The sequence below is a fragment of the Bradyrhizobium sp. SZCCHNS2022 genome, assembly GCF_032377575.1.
Lineage (GTDB): Bacteria > Pseudomonadota > Alphaproteobacteria > Rhizobiales > Xanthobacteraceae > Bradyrhizobium > Bradyrhizobium aeschynomenes.
Window position 1 is genome coordinate 1,646,882 of record NZ_JAUHHZ010000001.1, and the last position, 18,246, is coordinate 1,665,127.

Below are 18,246 nucleotides of genomic sequence, written 5' to 3' on the forward strand. Positions count from 1 at the left end.
AAAGTCCTCCCTGGTGTCGTGTCGCGGCGGGGCTTGTTGGGCGCCCCTTGCCGTCTGTCATCCTGGATAGCCGGTCTCGTGGGTTGCGGCAATGCGCCAATAGGGGGGAGGGGCGCCCAAGCTTTGTGCTGATGGGGTGAGCGTTAACGCAGGGCGTCCGAGGTCAGCCTGAATTTCTGGATGCGCTTTCCGGTGTCGACCTCGGCGGTATAAACGTTGCCTTGCTTGTCGACGGCCATCGCATGCACCCAATGAAACTGGCCGGCATTGCGGCCATTGTGGCCGAAGCTCCCGACCACGCTGCCGTCGGAGCGGCGGATGATGCGGATCTCGTTGTTCTCGCCGTCTGCGGACAACAGATAGGTCTGCTTCGGATCGGGCCAGATCGCGACGTCCCACACCGCGCCGTTGCCCAGCGTGTTCTTCTCGAAGAACCATTCCGTCACGAAGGTGCCGTCCTTCCTGAACACCTGGATGCGATCGTTGATGCGGTCGCAGACATAGACGAGGCCGTCGTCGGCGATCTTCACGCAGTGTACGGGATTGCCGAACTGCTGCGCCGCCGGCGCCTTGGGATCGTAGGGCGGCTGCTTGGCATCGTCGGGAGCGCGACCATACGCGCCCCAATGCCGCTTGTAGGCCAGCGTCGTCGCATCGAACACGATGACGCGGCGGTTGCCGTAGCCGTCGGCCACATAGATCTCGTTCGCGTCCTTGTCGATCGCGGTCTCCGCCGGTTTGCCGAGCTGCGTCGTGTCGTTCGAGCCCTTGCTCGGCGCAATCGCCCCGATCTGGGCGACGAACTGGCCGTCTACGGTGAACTTCAGGATCGCGTTGTCGTTGTCGGCATTGCCGCCGATCCAGACGAAACCGCGCTCGTCGACCTCGATGCCGTGCTCGCGGCCGACCCATTCGTAGCCCTGTCCCGGGCCGCCCCAGGCGCGCAGCAGATTGCCGTCGACGTCGAATTCCAGCACCGGTGGCGCCGGAATGCAGCATTTCGAGCGCGGCGGATTCAGCGCTGCGCCCTTTTCGTCGTCGGTCAGCGAGCGTGGCCGCTGGATGACCCAGATGTGGCCCTGGCCATCCACGGTGATGCCGCCGACCTGGCCGAGGATCCAATTGTTGGGCAGCTGCTTCGGCCAGGACGGCTCGACGGCGAAGGTCGGGATGTCGGCGGCGCTGACGCTGCGCGGCAGCAAAAGAACGGTGGCCGCAATCGCCGAGACAAGCATCATCAGGGCAAGATCGATCGCGCGTCTGCGCGGTGCTCGCGTCATGGCATCCTCCCCGAGATCGGCTGCGACCGGCCGCTTTGTTGCAAGCAGTCAATCGTGCGCAGGGGAGGGTGTCAATTGGAGTGGCGGCGGGCGTCAGGTGGGAGCGGCCGTGTGCCCGGTCGCGGCGGGCGGCGCAAGGAAGCGTCTCAGCATGATCCGCAGATGCGCGCTGCTCGCCTGGACATCGACGGCCGGATTGCGGATGGGCAGAGCGCGGGCGCCGTCGACGATGGCGAGCAGGATACTGGCGGTCGCCTCGGGATCGAGCCGGGCATCGACCTCGCCACGCTGCTGCGCCTGGACGAGGAACTCGACCAGGAGCGTGCGCATCGCGCGCGTCTGGGCGTGGACGATCGCCGCGAAGTCGGGATTGCGGCAAGCCTCCGCCAGCGCTTCGGTGCTGAGCACCTGAGCCTGCGGCTGGTGGAGGCTGGTGTTTTCGAGTTCCTGCACCAGCGCGTCGATCACATTGGGCGCTGCCAGCACGGCCTGGAGCCGCGCCGCGGCATGGCCGAGGTTCATCTCAACCAGCGCCTGGATCATGGCCTCCTTGCTCGGGAAGTAGTGATAGAGGTGGCCCGGGCTGATCTTGGCGGCAGCGCAGATGTCGGTGGTGCTGGCGCCGTGAAACCCGCTCCTGACGAAGCACGACAGCGCCGCCTGGAGAATGCCCCGGCGCTTCTGCTCATGCTTGACCGGATCGACCTTCCGCATCGCTTCAATTCCGCCGCCCAACTCTCGCCAAAATCGCGGGCTCCCGACAACTCATTGTAATATAAAATAATATTTCTCGCCGCTGTAATCTAGAGAATTTGATCTAGCTTTGTTGGACAAGCGCCGACGCTTGTGAGAATAAATAGAGTAAGTTCTCTATCAATGGAATTCCCGCGTCATGCGTGTCGCCTCGCTGCAGTGGACGGCGCTTCTCTCGGTGGCCTTGGCGCAGTCGGGTTGCGCGACCGCACCGCTGGAACGCGCCGGTTCGCTGCGGAATTACGACCGGCTCGCTGACGCCAACGGTCTCGTGACCCGGGCTCAGATCAAGGCCAACAAGCAAGAGTTGATCGAAGCGAAGACCGTCCGGATCGAGCCGACCGCATTTCCGCCGCGTCCCGGCGTCACCCTGGACGAATCCGAGCGCAAGCTGGTGGCCAATGTGATCAGCCGCGAAATGTGCCTGCGCTTGAGCGAGCGCTTCCGCATCGTCTCGCCGGGAGAGGATTCCGACCTGACGGTGAGGGCGACCGTGACTCATGCGACCGCCACCAACGCGACCGCATCCGCGGCCTCGCAGGCGGCCTCGGTCGCCAAGAGCGTGGCGCTTCCGGGCGTGCCGGTGCCGGTGCCGCGGCTGCCGATCGGGCTGGGAACCTTGTCGGTCGAGGCCGATGCGCGCAACTTCGCCGGTTTCCAGGCCGCAGCGATGGTGTGGGCGCGCGGCGCCAGTTCGGTCTCGACGGCCCGCATGGCCAATGACGGCGATGCCTACGATCTCGCGTCCGAGTTCGGTGCCGATTTCGCCAAGCTGGTGTCGACCGGCGAGTCGCCGTTCGGCGGCCTGCCGTCGCTGCCGTCGGCGTCGAGCCTGCCGGCCAAGCTGGGCGGCGCGCCGAAATATGCCGCGTGCGAGCAGTTCGGGCGCTTTCCCGGCGTGAAGGGGTTTGTCGGCGCCGGTCTCGGCCTGCCGCCGGGCTGGACCGACAAGGGCGCCGAGGAGGCGAGCTCTACTGCGCAACCGCCGCCGCCGATGGTCGCGAGCATGGAGCAGCAGCCCGCGCGATGACCCCGGCCGTTGATGTCCGCACCGTCGTTTCGCGTGTGCTGCTGACGCTCGCCGTCGCGCTGCCGCTGGCGGCCTGCGCCGCGATCATGCCGCGCAATGCGGCGCCCGAGCTCGCGGCCGCTAGCGCCGAGCCGGTCGGTTTTCGCGACGTGCGCTATTGGGGCGACGAGCCGGCGCCGCGCTTTGCCGAAGCCTCCGTGCAGCGCGCCTCGGCCATGCTTCCCGCCCAGCGTTCGCTGAATTTTCTGGCGATCTCCGGCGGCGCAGAGAACGGCGCGTTCGGCGCCGGGCTGCTGGTCGGCTGGAGCGAGGCCGGCGACCGGCCGAACTTCGACATGGTCACCGGCGTCAGCTCCGGCGCGCTGATCGCGCCGTTCGTCTTTCTCGGCCGCGCGCATGACGACCGGCTGCAGGAGGTGTTCACCGCCTATGAACGCAAGGACATCTTCACCTCCAACATTCCCGGCCTGCTGCAGGGATCGGCGCTGGCCGACAACACGCCGCTGTCGCGGCTGATCGAGAAATATGTCGATCGCGACTTCCTGCGCGACGTCGCCCGCGAGAGCCGCAAGGGCAGGGTGCTGCTTGTCGGCACCACCAATCTTGATGCGCAGCGGCCGGTGCTGTGGGACATGGGCCGCATCGCCGCGGCCGACACGCCGGAGGCGATCGAGCTGTTCCGCAAGGTGTTGCTGGCCTCGGCGACGGTGCCCGGCGCCTTCGCGCCGGTCCGCATCAAGGTTCGGATCGGCGACAAGGACTATGACGAGCTGCATGTCGATGGTGGTGTCACCCGCCAGGTCTTCATCGGCCCCTCGGTGCTGCGCCTCGTCTCCGGCCGCGGCCCGCGCCGCACGGTGAACGGCGCGCATCTCTACGTCATCCGCAATGCCCGCATCGATCCGCAATTCGAGAGCGTCGGCGCCGACGTGCTCTCGGTGACGCAGCGCTCGCTCGCCACGCTGATCAAGAACCAGGGCATCGGCGACATCTACCGGATCTACTCGGTCGCGAAGTTCAACGGCATCGACTTCAACCTCGCCAGCGTGCCCTCGGATTTCCAGGTCAAGGCCGACGGGCCATTCGACCGCACCTACATGACTGCCTTGTTCGATCGTGGCCGCGACATGGGCCGGAGCGGCTATCCGTGGGTGAAGGCTCTGCCGGGCCTGCAGTCCAATGAGCATGGCATCACGGCGCAGAGTTCGGCGCCCACGATGGCGTTGGCCCGATGACGTCGCATACGGGCTTGCCTTCGATGGGGCGAACAGCGCTCGCGACGACGCTGTTGATGCTGCTGCTGCTCGGCGGCTGCACGACGACTGGAACGACGCCGACAGCCGACAGCGCTCAGTACGGCAGCACGTACAACTATCTCCCCGTCAACGACGTGCCCCATGATGATCAGCGTCCGGTGCTCACCACGGAGCAGCAGGAGAAGCTCCGCAAGGAATTGGCGGCCGTGCGCGATCGCCAGGTGCCGGCAGCGGTGAAGGCCACGACGCCAAAGCCTGCAGCGACGAGTGCCGCTCCGAAATAGCTCCAATGCCAATCGGCTACAGCTCGCTTCACTCATGCGGTGTTGAGAGTTGGCGAACTGAGAGTCTCGGTTCCGGCGACATCCTCCGCCGTCGTCCCGGCGAACGCCGGGACCCATACCGCGTGATGTGTGTTGGGGAAGACAGTCGGAGTTGCGATCTCGCGCAATATGACCGCCCGTGGCTATGGGTCCCGGCTCGGTGGCCGGGACGACAGCTGGGGGTGTCGCTCATGGCCGGGCATGGATCGATGAGGTCCGAGACGACGTCATCGTTGCGCGGTGAGGCCGGCAGACGGGATTCTCCCGGCCACTTACGCCGGCGGCTGAAAACTCTTCAGCGTGCGGGTCTTGTACTCGTAGAGCTTGCCGGTCTCGGTCCACGACGGCAGGCACATCGGCAGGATGAACTCGGCGACCTGCTCGGGCGTCTCCAGCGTCATCGGGTCCTCGCCGGGAAACACCGTGGCGCGCATGCGGGTGCGGATCGGGCCGGGGCTGAACAGGTTGACGCGCAGCGGCGTGCGCTCGGTCTCGTGGGCCCAGACGCGCGCCAGGGTCTCCAGCGCGGCCTTGGTGACGGCGTAGGGGCCGAGATAGGCCTGCGCCTTGTGCGCGGCGCCCGAGGTGAGGAACACGGCGCGGCCGGCGTCGGAGGCCTTCAGCAGCGGCTCCATGCAGCGGATCAGCTGGAAATTGGCCGAGAGGTTGACCGCGACCACGTCGTTCCACGGCTTCAAATCGATATGGCCGAGCGGCGAGGACGGGCCGGGCACGGCGGCATTGCCGACGAGGATATCGAGCTTGCCGTGGCGCTCATGCAGCGCGGCGCCGAGCCGGGCGATGCCGTCGCTATCGGTCATGCTGAGCGGCACCAAAGTGGCGCCGTTGCCGGTTTCTTTGCGGATCTCGTCGTCGAGCTCCTCCAGCCCGCCTTGCGTACGGGCCACGGCCACGACATGCGCACCGGCGCGGGCGAGCGCGCGGGCGGTCGCATGGCCAATGCCGCGCGAGGCGCCGGTGACGAGGGCAATCCGATCGGCGAGGGGAAGGGTCATGGCCGCAGGTCTCAATTGTCGTCATCCCCGCGAAAGCGGGGATCCATACTCCGCGGCGGTTATGAGGGAGTTGGCCGGCCGTGGCTAGTCCTGCCTGCCAAACGACGGTCGGTGGCTATAAGTCCCGGCTTTCGCCGCGACGACGGTTCACCACACCGCCGTCATTCCGGGGCGAGGCCGCAGGCCTCGAACCCGGAATCTAGAGGTGAGTCGCGCAAGACAACTTCGAGATTCCGGGTTCGATGCTGCGCATCGCCCCGGAATGACGTCGTTTGGTCAGGAGGCCGTGCGGTAACGACCTCGCTGCTTACGACGTCATACCACCTCAGCTCGCTTCCGCCAGCAGCGACAGCTGCTGCTGGGACGGCTCGACCAGCGACTGGTCGGTGAGGTGGGTCGGATAGCTGCCGGTGAAGCAGTGGTCGGCGTATTTCGGCGCGGCGGGGTCGCGGGCCGGCTCGCCCATGGCGCGGTACATGCCGTCGATCGACAGGAAGGCCAGCGAATCGGCGCCGATCAGCTCGCGCATCTGCTCGAGCGAATGCGTCGCCGCCAGCAGGCCGCCGCGGTCCGGCAGGTCGATGCCGTAATAGTCGGGGTAGAGGATCGGCGGCGAGGCCAGGCGGAAATGCACCTCGGTGGCGCCGGCGTCGCGCATCATGCGCACGATCTTGCGCGAGGTGGTGCCGCGCACCAGCGAATCGTCGATCAGGATGATGCGCTTGCCTTCGATGGCGGCGCGGTTGGCCGAGTGCTTCATGCGCACGCCGGATTCGCGGATCGCCTGGGTCGGCTGGATGAAGGTGCGGCCGACATAGTGGTTGCGGATGATGCCGAGCTCGAACGGCACGCCGGAATACTGGCTGTAGCCGATCGCCGCCGGCACGCCTGAATCCGGCACGGGCACGACCACGTCCACCTCGGGGTGGCTCTCGCGCGCCAGCTGCGCGCCGAACGCCTTGCGCACCTCATAGACCGAGCGGCCGCCGACCACGGAGTCGGGGCGCGCGAAGTAGATGTATTCGAACACGCAGGGACGCGCCGGCTTCGGCGGGAACGGCTTGTGGCTGTGCATGCCGGTCTCGTCGAAGATCACGACCTCACCCGGCTCGATGTCGCGGATGTAGCGGGCGCCGATCATGTCGAGCGCGCAGGTCTCCGAGGCCAGGATCGGGCAGCCTTCGAGCTCGCCATAGACCAGCGGGCGGATGCCGAGGGGATCGCGGGCGCCGATCAGCTTCTTGTTGGTCATGCAGACCAGCGAGTAGGCGCCTTCGAGCGCGCGCAAAGCCTCGATGAAGCGGTCGATGAAATTGCTGCGGCGGGAATGCGCGACCAGATGCAGGATCACCTCGGTGTCGGTGGTCGACTGCATGATGGCGCCGGCGCGCACCAGCTCGCGGCGGAGCGTGAGGCCGTTGGTGAGGTTGCCGTTGTGGCCGACGGCGAAGCCGCCGGCGCCGAGCTCGGCGAACAGCGGCTGCACGTTGCGCAGGATGGTCGCGCCGGTCGTGGCGTAGCGGACATGGCCGATCGCGGCATTGCCGGGCAGTCGCTCGATCACCTCGCGGCGGGAGAAGGTGTCGCCGACCAGGCCGAGGCGGCGCTCGCTGTGGAAGCGGGCGCCGTCATAGGAGACGATGCCGGCGGCTTCCTGGCCGCGATGCTGGAGCGCATGCAGGCCGAGCGCGGTGATCGCGGCGGCGTCGTTGTGCCCATAAATGCCGAACACGCCGCACTCTTCGCGCAGCGTGTCTCCGTCCAGGTCTGGGTCTCTCGTGTAGGCTTGAGGTCCGAAGTCCAGATCCGCGCAGGTATCCATTTGGGCTTCGCCGGAAGAATCGTGGTGCTGGTCCATCGCGCCTCTCTTCTGGGCTTGGCTCACTTGGCCGCGGGCTTCTCGATCAGCTTCTTCAAGCTGTCGCGGGCAGGCTTGCTGTACCCATCGCCGCCCGCTGCGGGCGACTCGGTGTCAGTCTGGTCGTCGTCCGGCTTGTTCTTCTTGAATTTCTTTAAAATGGTGTTCTCGGGATCATCAGGCAAGAGCGACATCAGCCAATCCCCGGTTCCCTGCAGGACGACGCGGGACTTGGCGGAGGTGACCCAGTCCGGACGCTGCTTGTCCGGCACCAGCCAGCTGAAGAACAGGAAGGCGACCACGACGATCAGCAGGCCGCGCCCCAATCCGAACAGGAATCCGAGGGTGCGGTCGAGCGCGCCGATGCGCGAATCGAGGATCATGTCGGAAATCTTGACCGTGATCACCGAGACGATGAGCAGGGTGCCCACGAAAGTACCGGCGACGACGACGACGCTCGCGACGGTATCGTTGTTGAAGTAGGTCTTGGCGGTCGGCAGCAGCTTGGAGAATGAATAAAGCGTGACCAGGGCGGCCGCGCCCCAGGCCGCGATCGAGAGGATCTCGCGCATGAAGCCGCGGACCATCGCGAGCAGCCCCGACACCAGCATCACGCCGAGCAGGATGAGATCGAGGATCGTTATCGGCATCGGCTGCTCAGGTCCGCTTCACAGGTCCAAGGTTCGCTTCAAGGTTCGCGTCGAATCGACCGAGGAGCGATCCTCCGCGTGGAGGAAAGCAGGGTTCCCCGGCAAGTCCGGAGGCAGCACGCGATGGCCTGCGCGCGCCCGGTTGCGGCGTTGTATAGCGGCGAGTCACGCGAACGTCACGGTCCGCCTAGCCGTCCTGGCGGCGGAATCTCGCTGGTGTGGCATTTTTTTCGGCATGGCTGGGGCCACGGCGGCCCTGGTCGCGCGAATCCTCGTCGTCCCGGCTGCTGGCTTGACGTGCCCGCGGGGTGCCGCGGGCCGCAATGTCAGCGACCAGCGACGTCAATCCGCCGACGGTATTGAGGTTCAGCCCGGCATCGCCGCCGGCCTCGCCGCGGGCGCGTTCCGGCAGCACCACGCGCAGAAAGCCGAGCTTGGCGGCCTCCTTCAGGCGCGCCGAGGTCTGGGCCACCGGGCGGACCGCGCCGGACAGCGAGATTTCGCCGAAATAGACGGCGTCCGGCGGCAACGGCGCGTTCACCAGTGAGGAGACCAGCGCCGCGGCGGCGGCGAGGTCCGCCGCCGGCTCGTGGATGCGCAGGCCGCCGGCGACGTTCAGATAGACGTCGTGGCCGGACAGCTTGACGCCGCAATGCGCCTCGAGCACCGCCAGCACCATCGACAGCCGGCTTGGATCCCAGCCGACCACGGCCCGGCGCGGGGTGCCGAGCGAGGTCGGTGCGACCAGGGCCTGCATCTCGACCAGCACCGGGCGCGTGCCCTCGATGCCGGCAAACACCGCCGTGCCGGGGCTGCCGAGGTCGCGCTCGGACAAAAACAGCTCGGAGGGATTGGTGACCTCGCGCAGGCCGAGGCCGGTCATCTCGAACACGCCGATCTCGTCGGTCGGCCCGAAGCGGTTCTTCACCGCGCGCAGGATGCGGAACTGCTGCGAGCCCTCGCCCTCGAACGACAGCACGGCGTCGACCATGTGCTCGACGACGCGGGGGCCCGCGATCTGGCCGTCCTTGGTGACGTGGCCCACCAGGATGATGGCCGCGCCGGATTTCTTGGCAAAGCGAATGAGCTTCTGCGCGGAGGCGCGCACCTGGGTGACCGTGCCCGGCGCCGATTCCACGGTGTCGGTCCACATCGTCTGGATCGAATCGATGACGATCAGCCGCGGCACGGCGCCCTCGGACAGGGTCGAGATGATGTCCTCGACCGAGGTCTCGGCCGCCAGCTGCACCGGCGCGTCGGCGAGCCCGAGGCGCTCGGCGCGCAGCCGCACCTGCGCCACGGCTTCCTCGCCTGAAATGTAGACCGCGCGATGACCGGCGCGCGCCATCATCGCGGTGGCCTGGGTCAACAGCGTGGACTTGCCGATGCCGGGATCGCCACCGACCAGCAGGATCGAGCCGCGCACGAAACCGCCGCCGGTGACGCGGTCGAGCTCGGTCATGCCCGAGGACAGCCTGGGCGCGTCGATGCTCTGGCCGGTCAGCGATTCCAGCTGGAAGGTGCGGCCTTTGCGCTTGGAGCGCAGCGACACCGGCGCCGAGGTCGCGCCCGTCGTGTCTTCCTCCGCCAGCGTGTTCCACTCGCCGCAGGCCTCGCATTTGCCCTGCCAGCGCGAATAGGCCGCGCCGCAGTTCTGGCAGACGAAGGAGAGCGTGGTCTTGGCCATGTCGGGAGAATCGATGCGGTCAGGAGTGGGTGGCGTTCCATAGCATAGTTAGGCCTGCGGCCAGCATGATGCCATCCATGACCAGGCGGAACACATCCGGCTGCATCTTCAGCACGAAGCGCTTGGCGACGAAGGCGCCGGCCATCAGCGAGCCGCCGGCGATCAGGCCTTTCAGCAGGATGTCCGGCGTCAGCGCGCCGAAGCGCTGGAAGGTGACGGATTTCGAGACATAGAGCCCGAGCGAGCTCGCGGCCTCGGTCGCAAGGAATGCGCCCTTCGACAGCCCATAGAACAGGAACAGCGGCACGCTGAGCGGCCCGGTCGAGACCACGATGCCGGTCAGAAATCCGATCACCGCACCGCCGAGCGCGAGATGCCAGCGGTTGGCCTTGATCTCGTGCCGCGCCAGCCAGTGCCGGACCGGCACCATCGCCATCAGAAACAGCCCGATGGTGATGTCGACGGCCTGAGAGGGCAGGATCAGCAAGGTGCGCGCGCCGAGCGCCGCGGCCGGGATGCCCGTCACCGAATAGGCCGCGCACGCCCGCCAGTCGACCTCGCGCCACCACGCCAGGATGCGCGACAGGTTCGCCATGACGGCCGCCACCGCCATGATCGGCACGGCCTCCTTCGGCCCGTATTCATAGGCGAGCACCGGCATCAGCATGATCGACGAACCGGTGCCGACGATGCCGGACAAGGTGCCGGCGACGAGACCGACCGCGAGGACGAAGAGGAAGCCCAAGATGTCGTCCTCCGGGATGGCCGCGAGATCTGTGCTCCGTCATTGCGAGCGAAGCGACTTGTCCGCCATAGCCCGAAGGGCGACGGCGGAAGCAATCCAGGGGCCGCGGGTGCCGGCCTGGATTGCTTCGTCGCTGCGCTCCCCGCAATGACGGAGGATGGTGCGGTGGTTAACGGGTGGTTCGAGGCGACTCGAAATCGCCGATGATTGTGCGTCCGCATCATTAAAAGTTGAAGCGTATTCCTCGCATGTCCGCTGATCTCGCCGGACGATGACGATGAGCAAAACGCCAATGTCCTTGCAGGTGCGGCCGTCCATGACGGCAACCGCCGATGCGCAGTTCCCCTGGTTCACGGCCGCGATGCTGGCCATGGAAGCCGCGGAGGTCATCCGGCTCCGGCTGGAAAAGTTCGCGCGCGGCGAAGCCGATGCGGGCGAGGAGGCGGAGCTGATGGTCAGCGAGAAGATCGCCGCAGCCCTGGAGGCGACGGCGAAGCTGATGGCCGGCGCGAGCCCGGCGGCGGTCGTCGATCTCTATCGGGATTATGTCGCGGCCAACGCCGAGCGGCTGTCGGCGTAAGCCCCGCGCAGTCCGATTGCGTTGGACTGCGGATGTCGAGCAACCGAGCGCGGACGAGCTGGTCGAAATGCCGCCGACCGGGCCGTTTCATGTGTTCAGGTGCGGTGTTGCCATTGTGATGGAGATCGGACACCTTCCGGAAAACACCGACTGCTGCTCACTTCCTTTCGTCGGGCCGATCCAGTGCGACTGCTCATACGCCTCATGCAACGCGTGCTGGTCGCCGGGCTGGGGATCTTCACGGTCTGGCTGATCGTCTTCGTGGTGTTCGAGACCGCGAACCGCAGGCTGCCCTGGATTGTCGCAGTCGGCGTCAGCTACGCGTTCGCGGCCTATGTCGTTCTGCCGCGCGTGATCCGGTTGAGTCTCAGGATTCTTCAGAAGCGGCGAGTGCCCAGCTACACGATCACGGGTGATGGATTGCCCGGCGACCCCGTCAATCTCGCCCTGGTCGGGACGCTCCAACAGCTCCGCGCGAGCTTTGCTGCGGTCGGTTGGTCTGAAGCGGACCGATTGGGTCTGACGAGCTCTTGGGCCATGATCCGCGCCTTCGTCCTCGATACGCCTTACCCCGCCGCTCCGTTCAGCACGCTCTATCTGTTCGGACGCGGCCAGGATATCGGCTTTCAGAAAGCCATCGGCAACAGCCCGCGAAAGCGCCATCACGTCAGGTTTTGGGCCGTTGGCCTGGCACACGCAGAGCAAGCCTGGAATGCCGGCGATTTCTGGTCCAACGCCGATCAGCCGGCGGTCGATGAGCCCGCTCTGTGGGTTGGAGCCGGCACGAAGGACACCGGCCTGTCGTTTACTCGATTGACGTTTCAGGTCACGCACGCCACCGATCCGGATGTCAACGCCGAGCGGGACTACATCATGGCCGAGCTGATCAGGACACGATCGATCGAGATCGTGGAGCTGTACAAGGCTGGCGAGAGCCTCCCCGAGCGGGTCAATCACTACGTGACGGACGGAGACATTGCGTTGGCGAGCATGTTGGTCTCCACCACGGACGACGGCACATGATTGCCGTCGTCTGTCTAGTGGACATGCTGACGAGCCTCTTTTGATGTCGTTCGCTCTGCCCGGGGCCGGACCAGGAAGGCGGTGCCGAGCAGGACGACCATCGCCACGCAGACGACCGTCAGGAACGCCTGATCGAAGGCGCGGTGAGCGTGCGAGGTGACGATGGCCGCGAGCTCGGCCGGCAGGCGTTCGGCCGCGATCAGCGCCTCGTCGATGCTGTCGCGCGCAGCGGCGGGAATGCCGAGGCCGTCGGGCAGAACCATGAAGGCCGTATAGACCCCGGACAGGATGCTTCCGAAAATGCTGATGCCGATGGTGCCGCCGAGCTCGAACGACACTTCCTCGATCGAGGCGGCCATGCCTTCGCGGCCTTCAGGCGCGTGATTCATCACGGCGTTGGAGGCGGCGGCGATGGACGCGCCGAGCCCGAGCCCGTTGATCGCGATGCAGATCAATTGCAGCACGAGGCTGGCGTTGTAGCAGAGCAGGTAGCCGGCCGCGCCGATGCCGGCGATCCACAGCGCGCCGGACATCGTGGTGGCGGCTCCGACGCGACGGAGCATCAGGCTCGCGAGCGGGCCGCCGATGAACGCACCGAGCGGAGCCGGCAGGATGTACATTGCCGCCTGCAGCGGCGAGTAGCCGAGGACGAGTTGCAGGCGCTGGCTGATCGCGAGTTCGGTGCCCGCAATGGCAAGCGAAGCCACGATCGCGGTGATCACGCTGAGCGTGAACTCGATATTCCGGAACAGGGTGAAATCGAGCAGGGGATCTTCGAGACGCAGTTGACGGCGTACGAACACCGTCAACATGATGACCGTCGCGACAGCCGTGCCGGCAAGGACGACATAGGAAGACTGGCGGCTGCCGAGCTCCTCGACGACGTAGGCGAAGCCGATCAGCCCGGCCATCACCTGCACTGAACCGAGGATGTCCCAGTCGCGCTCAGCTCGATCTCGCGGCGCAGGAATCAGCAGCAGGCCGGCGACCAGCGCCAGGACGACGAGCGGCACGTTGATCAGAAAGACCGAGCCCCACCAGAAATATTCCAGCAGGACACCGCCGACCAAGGGGCCGACTGCCGCCCCGCTGGACGCAACGGCTCCCCAGATCGCGATGGCGAGTGCCCGTTCGTGGTCATCGGAGAAGGTGATGCGAATGATCGACAGCGTCGCCGGCATCATCAGCGCGGCGCCGACCGCGAGCAGGACGCGTCCGCCAACCAGGATCGTGGCGGTCGGCGAATAGGCGGCGACGACCGAGGCCAGTCCGAAGACGATGAGGCCGGCGACGAATGTCCTCTTGTGCCCGACGCGATCCCCGAGCGAGCCGAAGCCGGGAAGCAGGCCGGCGACGACGAGCCCGTAGGCCATGACGATCCACAATTTCTCCGAGGCGGTTGCTCCGAGCTCATGGGTCAGGCTGGGCAGCGCCGTATAGAGCACCGTCATGTCGATGACGACGAGCGCCAGCGCGCCGGAGACGGTCAGGAGGATCAGCCAGCGAATGCGCTTCGACATCGGCGTGCCCTTGTCAGGTCCGGAATGATCGGGGCGCATCGTGTCCGAGCGCAGCTTCACTTCGGGAACAGTAAGGCGAGGCTCGCCCGAAACTGCCAATGCGATGCCTGGTCCGGCTTCAGCAGGTTGTAGTAGACGCCCACCTCGGCATTGACCGGCTGCTTATCGACCATGAAGAGCTTGCCTACGCCCACGCCGACCGGCACGACCCAGCGATCACGGCCTTTCGCGAGCCAGTTCGCCGTGATGATGGGACTCGAGCTGATGTAGGACCCGTCGGAGAAGTTGTAGGTCACGAAGTACTGCAGCATCATCTGGTTCACCGGCGCGCGGTCGCTCGGACCGGCAAACGACCAGATGTTGTTGGCGAGCACCCCGAGCACCCATGGACCCGGCATGGTCAGCGCGACGAGGGTCGGACCTGCGCTCCATTTTCCCGAACCGAGGGCGGGATCGGTCGCCGACGGATAGGAAAAGGTCGGGCCGACACCCCAGATGAGGGCGCCCGAATGCGACGGGGTGAGCGCGAAGATCTGGTTGATGTCGCCGACCCCGCCGATCCGGCCCTGCTCGGGGGAGAAGCGGACCTGCGCGATGCCGGGAATGGTCGTGCGCGTCACCAGATTCCAGTCGGCATTGAGCTGGAACGGGATGACCGGCTCGATCTTGAAGACGTCGGCCGTCTGCCGGTACGGGCCCGTATTCGGCATGACGATGGTCTCGAGCCCGACGCTGATCGTGTCCGCGATCGGGTTCTGCGCCGCCCTGGCCAGATCTTCGAGCGACGGCGTCTTGGCCTGCTGTGCCAGGGCGCCGGAGTCATGGCAGAGCGCCGTGATCAGGAGCAACAGAACCACCCGTCGGAAGGCTCTTGGCGTCCTCCTCGATCTCGCCCTCGAAGCGCTGCTCTTGCAGCCACCGTCTCGCGTTCGCACCGTGTGGCCCCCCGCTGCATCAGGTGAAGGTCGGAAAACGCTCGCCCGCGAACAGCGACCGCCGGAGACGGGACCAGTTGGACGCGAACTGGAACGTGTCGAGGTCGCTGTATGTCTGGCCGATCACCTGCATGCCCGAGGGCATGCGCTCCTCGACCAGGCCGAGCGGGACATCGACGACCGGATAGCGGTTGAGCAGATTCCAGTGCCACGTCAGCGCCAAGTTCAGGCCGGTGCCCACCCACGGGTCCACCTTGTTGTCCTTGCTCTTGAACATGTCGGCCCCGACGAGAGGCGTCGCCATGGTCGGCATGAGCAGGATGCGGTAGCCCTTGCCGAACACGCGCTGCTGGACCTGGCGGTGCAGCCCGTGCAGCAGTTCTTCGGCTTCTTCCGCCTGGCGCGGTCCGACCGGGCCGACCTGGTCGAGCATTTCGGTCATGTAGGGCGAGAGCTGATCGCGATGCGCATTCGAAATCTCGATCGCAGTGCCGATGGACGTCGACATCAGCCCACGGATGAAGACCATCTTGTGGGCCTTCGTGAAGCCGCAATCGACCTCGTCCACCGTGCAACCCGCGGCGCGCAGCGCCGCGATGCCTCCCAGCATCGCAGCCTTCACGGACGGAATGGCCTCCGCAATGCCGGCGCCCCAATCGACGGCGATGCGCCACCCGGAAAGGCGCGGATAACGGATGGGATAGTCGAGCCGAGGGCGCATCGCGGCCATCACCCTATCGGACGGACCGACGATCGCGTTCTGGAGGCGGACGAGGTCGTCGAAGCGCCGCGCCATCGGGCCTGAGGTCGAGAACGGGATTTCCCCGCCGGCGACGCGTCCGAACGGCGGCCTGAAGCCATAGAGACCACATTGTGAGGCGGGAATTCGGATCGAGCCCCCCATGTCGGAGCCGAGGGCGAGCGTCGTGAAGCCCGCGGCCAACGCCGCGCCGGACCCCGCCGACGACCCGCCCGGAGAATATTCGAGATTCCATGGATTGCGCGTCGTGCCCCAGGCGCGGGTGGATGCGCCGAGGAAAAGATAGAATTCCGGCACGGTTGTCTGGAACGGCATGACGGCGCCAGCGGCCTCGAGCGAGTCGATGATGGCCGCGTTCTCCGTTGCCGGCGGCGAGTCCTTGTAGATGAGCGAACCCTGTGTCGTCCGCCAGCCCGGCCTGGAGAATTCGTCCTTGATGGCCACCGTGATCCCTTCGAGAGGCCTCGGATTGCCGCGCCGATAACGGTCTTCGGACTGCTTGGCCTCCTTCATCGCCTGGTCGAAGTGCTCGTAGGTGATGCAATTGACCTTCGGGTTATAGGCTTCGATCCGCTTGATCTGCGCCTTCAGGAGATCGACCGGCGACGCCTTGCGGGCCCGGAACATGGCGATGAGATCGGCGACCGACGCGTAGCAGAGCGGATCGGCGGACTCGGCCCGGGCGGCCGGCAAGCCGAGTTCGGACGCGACCAACGCCGCTGCCGTGCCTTTGATGAGCATTCGTCTATCGATCATATACGCCTCCGTATTTCCGGGATTCGGTCCGAGTATTTCGATCTGATCGTGAGGTGACGGTCCGAGAAAAACGTAGGATTCAGCTTCGTTGTTCGTGGCTGAGCTGCCCGTTCATGACGGTCATCAGCACCTCAATGTCGGGCCACATCGGCCGCGGCGAACGCCGCGACTGTCTGGAGGAGGCGGATTCACAATCAAACTGGAGCAAACCGCGAAATCTCGCCCAGTTGCATGCGACGCACATGAATTCACCTCTGCACGCTCTGCGGGAAAGTCACTATTCCCGATTCCGCGGATCGTATGAACTCGGGGGAACTACGTAGTCCATTGCGCGCGAAGCGTTCGCATGAGCTCCGCGTGTTCGAGACGAATAGGTTAGAATGATCATCAATTCGGAATAACTCCGCGACTTCGAAGCGGAATCGCCATTTGAAGCAAGCAGGCCGCATCACATCGTGAGGGACGCCGGCCTCCGCATCGTGCAGTTTGCGATTAGGTCGCGAACTCATCTGATGGGCAGAGTTCAGCTCATGGCAACGAAATCGATGTAACCTGCAAGTGCGCGATTCGTGTGGCTCTGCGAGCAAGACCCCTGACCTGGCTGCATCCGTGTAGCAACCGGCGGTCCCGCTTCGCTCGACAACGTGCTCTCATGATCTTGCTGCTGGCCGCGCCGCTCCAACTAAGGGGCGACGGGCAGATCGATGGAGTGAAGAATGTTCACACTGGTACATGCAGGGACTTGGCTCGTCGTCGGCTTGATTGGCGGCGGCCTCGCCGGAATCCTGGTGAAGCGCCGCCGAGCAGGTTTCGGGCTCCTCACCAACATCGGATTGGGGTGCGTCGGCGCCCTCATCGGTGGTGTCCTGTTCAACCTGTTCGGGTTGTTTCCAGGCATGGGCAGCATCGTCATTTCGCTGCGCGACGTCATCGCGGCGTTCGTCGGCTCGCTCGTCCTGCTGGCGGCAATCTGGTTGTGGGGCGTCGCGCGCGAACAAAGCCCGCGCTGATCCCAGGCGGTCGTCAGCCCGAGTGTGGCGTGGTGTCCGCGCGCCAGTCGCGTGGGCGCAGGCCGAAGCGCTGCTTGAAGCGGCGCGAGAAGTGCGACAGATCCGAAAAGCCCCAGTCGAAGGCGAGGCTGCCGATGTCGCGGCCGGCGCAAGCCGGATCGCGCAGATCGCGCGCGACGCCGTCGAGCCTTCGCTCCATCACGAGCTCCGTGAAGCTGGTGCCGGCGCGCGCCAGCAGCTTGTGGACATAGCGCTCGCTGATCCCCACGCGGGCTGCGATGGTCGCCACGGTCAGGCGGGGCTCGCGCAGATGCGCATGGATCGCGCGGCGCAACGCCAGCGTCGTGGCATCGGCGAAGGAGGTGGTGGTCAGCGCCTCGCGGCGGTGGCTGCGCGACAGGCTCAGCGCCACGAGGTCGAGCAGCACGCCGAACAGAGCCGCTGCATCGCCGGGCGCGAGCCGCAGCGCATTGGCATTGAGCGAGCGCGCCGTCTCGACGATCAGCGCGCCGACGCAAGGGTCGTCGGACAGCCGCGCCGGCGCGAGGTCCGGCACGGTCGCCATGCGGTCGCACAGCGCCGTTGCCGGAACGCGGAACGAGATGACGCCGAGCGAGGGACCGCGGTCGTGCTGCAGCACGAAGGTCCGGTCGCTGTCGAAGATCCCGACCTGTCCGGCGGACAGGCTGACCTCGCAATCGTCCTGCAGGATGGTGCATCGCCCAGCCAGCTTGAGGTTGAGATAGAAGCAGCGCTGGCCGGAGGCCGCGATATCCGCGCGTGAGCGGCGCACGACGTGCTCGGGAAAGGTCACGCGGTTGATGGCGCCGTCGCCGACGACGATGCTCTGCACGTCGGCAGCGAAGCCGACGCCGCGCGCAGGCTCCGGTGTGAGGTTCATGAAGGCCTGGCAGATCGCCTCGCGATAATAGGAGAACTGCTCCTCCGGCCGCACCGCCGCCGTATTCCAGCTCCGCTGACGTTCCTGCTGCACGGCCGGCACCGGTTCACTCCGAGACCAATTGGGTTCAGTTGCAGCCAAGCGCGGCAGGCGCCGTCCGGCC

The 18,246-nt window shown here is 66.1% G+C and carries 17 protein-coding genes; 6 read left to right on the top strand and 11 right to left on the bottom strand.

Annotated elements, in window-relative coordinates:
- Window positions 1-143: 143 nt before the first annotated feature.
- A complete protein-coding gene (locus tag QXZ94_RS07185; protein WP_315719836.1) occupies window positions 144-1,280 on the bottom strand; it encodes a hypothetical protein in 1,137 nt (378 codons plus the stop codon).
- 93 nt (window positions 1,281-1,373) lie between these two features.
- Window positions 1,374-1,994 (bottom strand): TetR/AcrR family transcriptional regulator, encoded by a 621-nt coding sequence (locus QXZ94_RS07190; protein ID WP_315719837.1) that lies wholly within the window; start codon window positions 1,992-1,994, stop codon window positions 1,374-1,376.
- Window positions 1,995-2,172: 178 nt separating this feature from the next.
- On the opposite strand from QXZ94_RS07190, the gene QXZ94_RS07195 reads away from it, so the two are divergent.
- Genes QXZ94_RS07195 through QXZ94_RS07205 form a run of 3 tightly spaced genes read left to right on the top strand, consistent with a single transcriptional unit; the run spans window position 2,173 to window position 4,603 of the window.
- Window positions 2,173-3,063, top strand: a complete 891-nt coding sequence (locus tag QXZ94_RS07195; protein WP_315719838.1) for a DUF3313 family protein — start codon at window positions 2,173-2,175, stop codon at window positions 3,061-3,063.
- Window positions 3,060-4,298 carry a patatin-like phospholipase family protein gene (locus QXZ94_RS07200; RefSeq protein ID WP_315719839.1) on the top strand — a complete coding sequence of 413 codons (1,239 nt, stop codon included), beginning with the start codon at window positions 3,060-3,062 and terminating at the stop codon, window positions 4,296-4,298. The genes QXZ94_RS07195 and QXZ94_RS07200 overlap by 4 nt, the downstream gene beginning before the upstream one ends.
- On the top strand, window positions 4,295-4,603 hold the full coding sequence (locus QXZ94_RS07205) for a hypothetical protein (RefSeq protein WP_315719840.1): 309 nt from the start codon (window positions 4,295-4,297) through the stop codon (window positions 4,601-4,603). Before QXZ94_RS07200 ends, QXZ94_RS07205 begins: the two co-directional genes overlap by 4 nt.
- 311 nt (window positions 4,604-4,914) lie before the next feature.
- On the opposite strand, the gene QXZ94_RS07210 is transcribed toward QXZ94_RS07205, so the two are convergent.
- The 5 genes from QXZ94_RS07210 to QXZ94_RS07230 form a co-directional block, all read right to left on the bottom strand.
- The gene (locus tag QXZ94_RS07210) at window positions 4,915-5,658 is read right to left on the bottom strand and encodes an SDR family NAD(P)-dependent oxidoreductase (RefSeq protein ID WP_315719841.1); all 744 of its coding nucleotides are present in this window, start codon (window positions 5,656-5,658) and stop codon (window positions 4,915-4,917) included.
- 325 nt (window positions 5,659-5,983) lie between these two features.
- Window positions 5,984-7,480, bottom strand: coding sequence for an amidophosphoribosyltransferase (gene purF, locus QXZ94_RS07215; RefSeq protein WP_315719842.1), 1,497 nt, complete (start codon window positions 7,478-7,480; stop codon window positions 5,984-5,986).
- 59 nt (window positions 7,481-7,539) lie between these two features.
- On the bottom strand, window positions 7,540-8,166 hold the full coding sequence (locus QXZ94_RS07220) for a CvpA family protein (RefSeq protein WP_172109375.1): 627 nt from the start codon (window positions 8,164-8,166) through the stop codon (window positions 7,540-7,542).
- A 187-nt stretch (window positions 8,167-8,353) separates the two neighbouring features.
- Window positions 8,354-9,853, bottom strand: a complete 1,500-nt coding sequence (radA, locus tag QXZ94_RS07225) for a DNA repair protein RadA (RefSeq protein WP_315719843.1) — start codon at window positions 9,851-9,853, stop codon at window positions 8,354-8,356.
- A 19-nt stretch (window positions 9,854-9,872) separates the two neighbouring features.
- Complete coding sequence (locus QXZ94_RS07230; RefSeq protein ID WP_315719844.1) at window positions 9,873-10,598, bottom strand: sulfite exporter TauE/SafE family protein; 726 nt, start codon at window positions 10,596-10,598, stop codon at window positions 9,873-9,875.
- A 277-nt stretch (window positions 10,599-10,875) separates the two neighbouring features.
- On the opposite strand from QXZ94_RS07230, the gene QXZ94_RS07235 reads away from it, so the two are divergent.
- A complete protein-coding gene (locus QXZ94_RS07235; protein ID WP_172184873.1) occupies window positions 10,876-11,178 on the top strand; it encodes a hypothetical protein in 303 nt (100 codons plus the stop codon).
- A 204-nt stretch (window positions 11,179-11,382) separates the two neighbouring features.
- Window positions 11,383-12,201: an LssY C-terminal domain-containing protein gene (locus tag QXZ94_RS07240; RefSeq protein WP_315719845.1), complete on the top strand. Its 819-nt coding sequence runs from the start codon at window positions 11,383-11,385 to the stop codon at window positions 12,199-12,201.
- 14 nt (window positions 12,202-12,215) lie between these two features.
- On the opposite strand, the gene QXZ94_RS07245 is transcribed toward QXZ94_RS07240, so the two are convergent.
- From QXZ94_RS07245 to QXZ94_RS07255, 3 genes are all read right to left on the bottom strand, one after another.
- On the bottom strand, window positions 12,216-13,721 hold the full coding sequence (locus QXZ94_RS07245; protein WP_315719846.1) for an MFS transporter: 1,506 nt from the start codon (window positions 13,719-13,721) through the stop codon (window positions 12,216-12,218).
- Window positions 13,722-13,777: 56 nt separating this feature from the next.
- The gene (locus tag QXZ94_RS07250; protein ID WP_315719847.1) at window positions 13,778-14,578 is read right to left on the bottom strand and encodes a hypothetical protein; all 801 of its coding nucleotides are present in this window, start codon (window positions 14,576-14,578) and stop codon (window positions 13,778-13,780) included.
- Between the two features lie 97 nt (window positions 14,579-14,675).
- Complete coding sequence (locus tag QXZ94_RS07255) at window positions 14,676-16,172, bottom strand: amidase (protein WP_315719848.1); 1,497 nt, start codon at window positions 16,170-16,172, stop codon at window positions 14,676-14,678.
- A gap of 716 nt (window positions 16,173-16,888) precedes the next feature.
- Between QXZ94_RS07255 and QXZ94_RS07260 the strand changes: the two genes are divergently transcribed.
- Window positions 16,889-17,182, top strand: a complete 294-nt coding sequence (locus QXZ94_RS07260; RefSeq protein ID WP_315719849.1) for a GlsB/YeaQ/YmgE family stress response membrane protein — start codon at window positions 16,889-16,891, stop codon at window positions 17,180-17,182.
- A gap of 13 nt (window positions 17,183-17,195) precedes the next feature.
- On the opposite strand, the gene QXZ94_RS07265 is transcribed toward QXZ94_RS07260, so the two are convergent.
- Window positions 17,196-18,185, bottom strand: coding sequence for a helix-turn-helix domain-containing protein (locus QXZ94_RS07265; protein ID WP_315719850.1), 990 nt, complete (start codon window positions 18,183-18,185; stop codon window positions 17,196-17,198).
- Window positions 18,186-18,246: the final 61 nt, after the last annotated feature.

Coding starts and splice junctions, on each gene's coding strand:
- QXZ94_RS07185 (WP_315719836.1), bottom strand. CDS start 1,280: ATGACGCGAGCACCGCGCAGACGCGCGATCGATCTTGCCCTGATGATG.
- QXZ94_RS07190 (WP_315719837.1), bottom strand. CDS start 1,994: ATGCGGAAGGTCGATCCGGTCAAGCATGAGCAGAAGCGCCGGGGCATT.
- QXZ94_RS07195 (WP_315719838.1), top strand. CDS start 2,173: ATGCGTGTCGCCTCGCTGCAGTGGACGGCGCTTCTCTCGGTGGCCTTG.
- QXZ94_RS07200 (WP_315719839.1), top strand. CDS start 3,060: ATGACCCCGGCCGTTGATGTCCGCACCGTCGTTTCGCGTGTGCTGCTG.
- QXZ94_RS07205 (WP_315719840.1), top strand. CDS start 4,295: ATGACGTCGCATACGGGCTTGCCTTCGATGGGGCGAACAGCGCTCGCG.
- QXZ94_RS07210 (WP_315719841.1), bottom strand. CDS start 5,658: ATGACCCTTCCCCTCGCCGATCGGATTGCCCTCGTCACCGGCGCCTCG.
- purF (WP_315719842.1), bottom strand. CDS start 7,480: ATGGATACCTGCGCGGATCTGGACTTCGGACCTCAAGCCTACACGAGA.
- QXZ94_RS07220 (WP_172109375.1), bottom strand. CDS start 8,166: ATGCCGATAACGATCCTCGATCTCATCCTGCTCGGCGTGATGCTGGTG.
- radA (WP_315719843.1), bottom strand. CDS start 9,853: ATGGCCAAGACCACGCTCTCCTTCGTCTGCCAGAACTGCGGCGCGGCC.
- QXZ94_RS07235 (WP_172184873.1), top strand. CDS start 10,876: ATGAGCAAAACGCCAATGTCCTTGCAGGTGCGGCCGTCCATGACGGCA.
- QXZ94_RS07240 (WP_315719845.1), top strand. CDS start 11,383: ATGCAACGCGTGCTGGTCGCCGGGCTGGGGATCTTCACGGTCTGGCTG.
- QXZ94_RS07245 (WP_315719846.1), bottom strand. CDS start 13,721: ATGTCGAAGCGCATTCGCTGGCTGATCCTCCTGACCGTCTCCGGCGCG.
- QXZ94_RS07255 (WP_315719848.1), bottom strand. CDS start 16,172: ATGATCGATAGACGAATGCTCATCAAAGGCACGGCAGCGGCGTTGGTC.
- QXZ94_RS07260 (WP_315719849.1), top strand. CDS start 16,889: ATGTTCACACTGGTACATGCAGGGACTTGGCTCGTCGTCGGCTTGATT.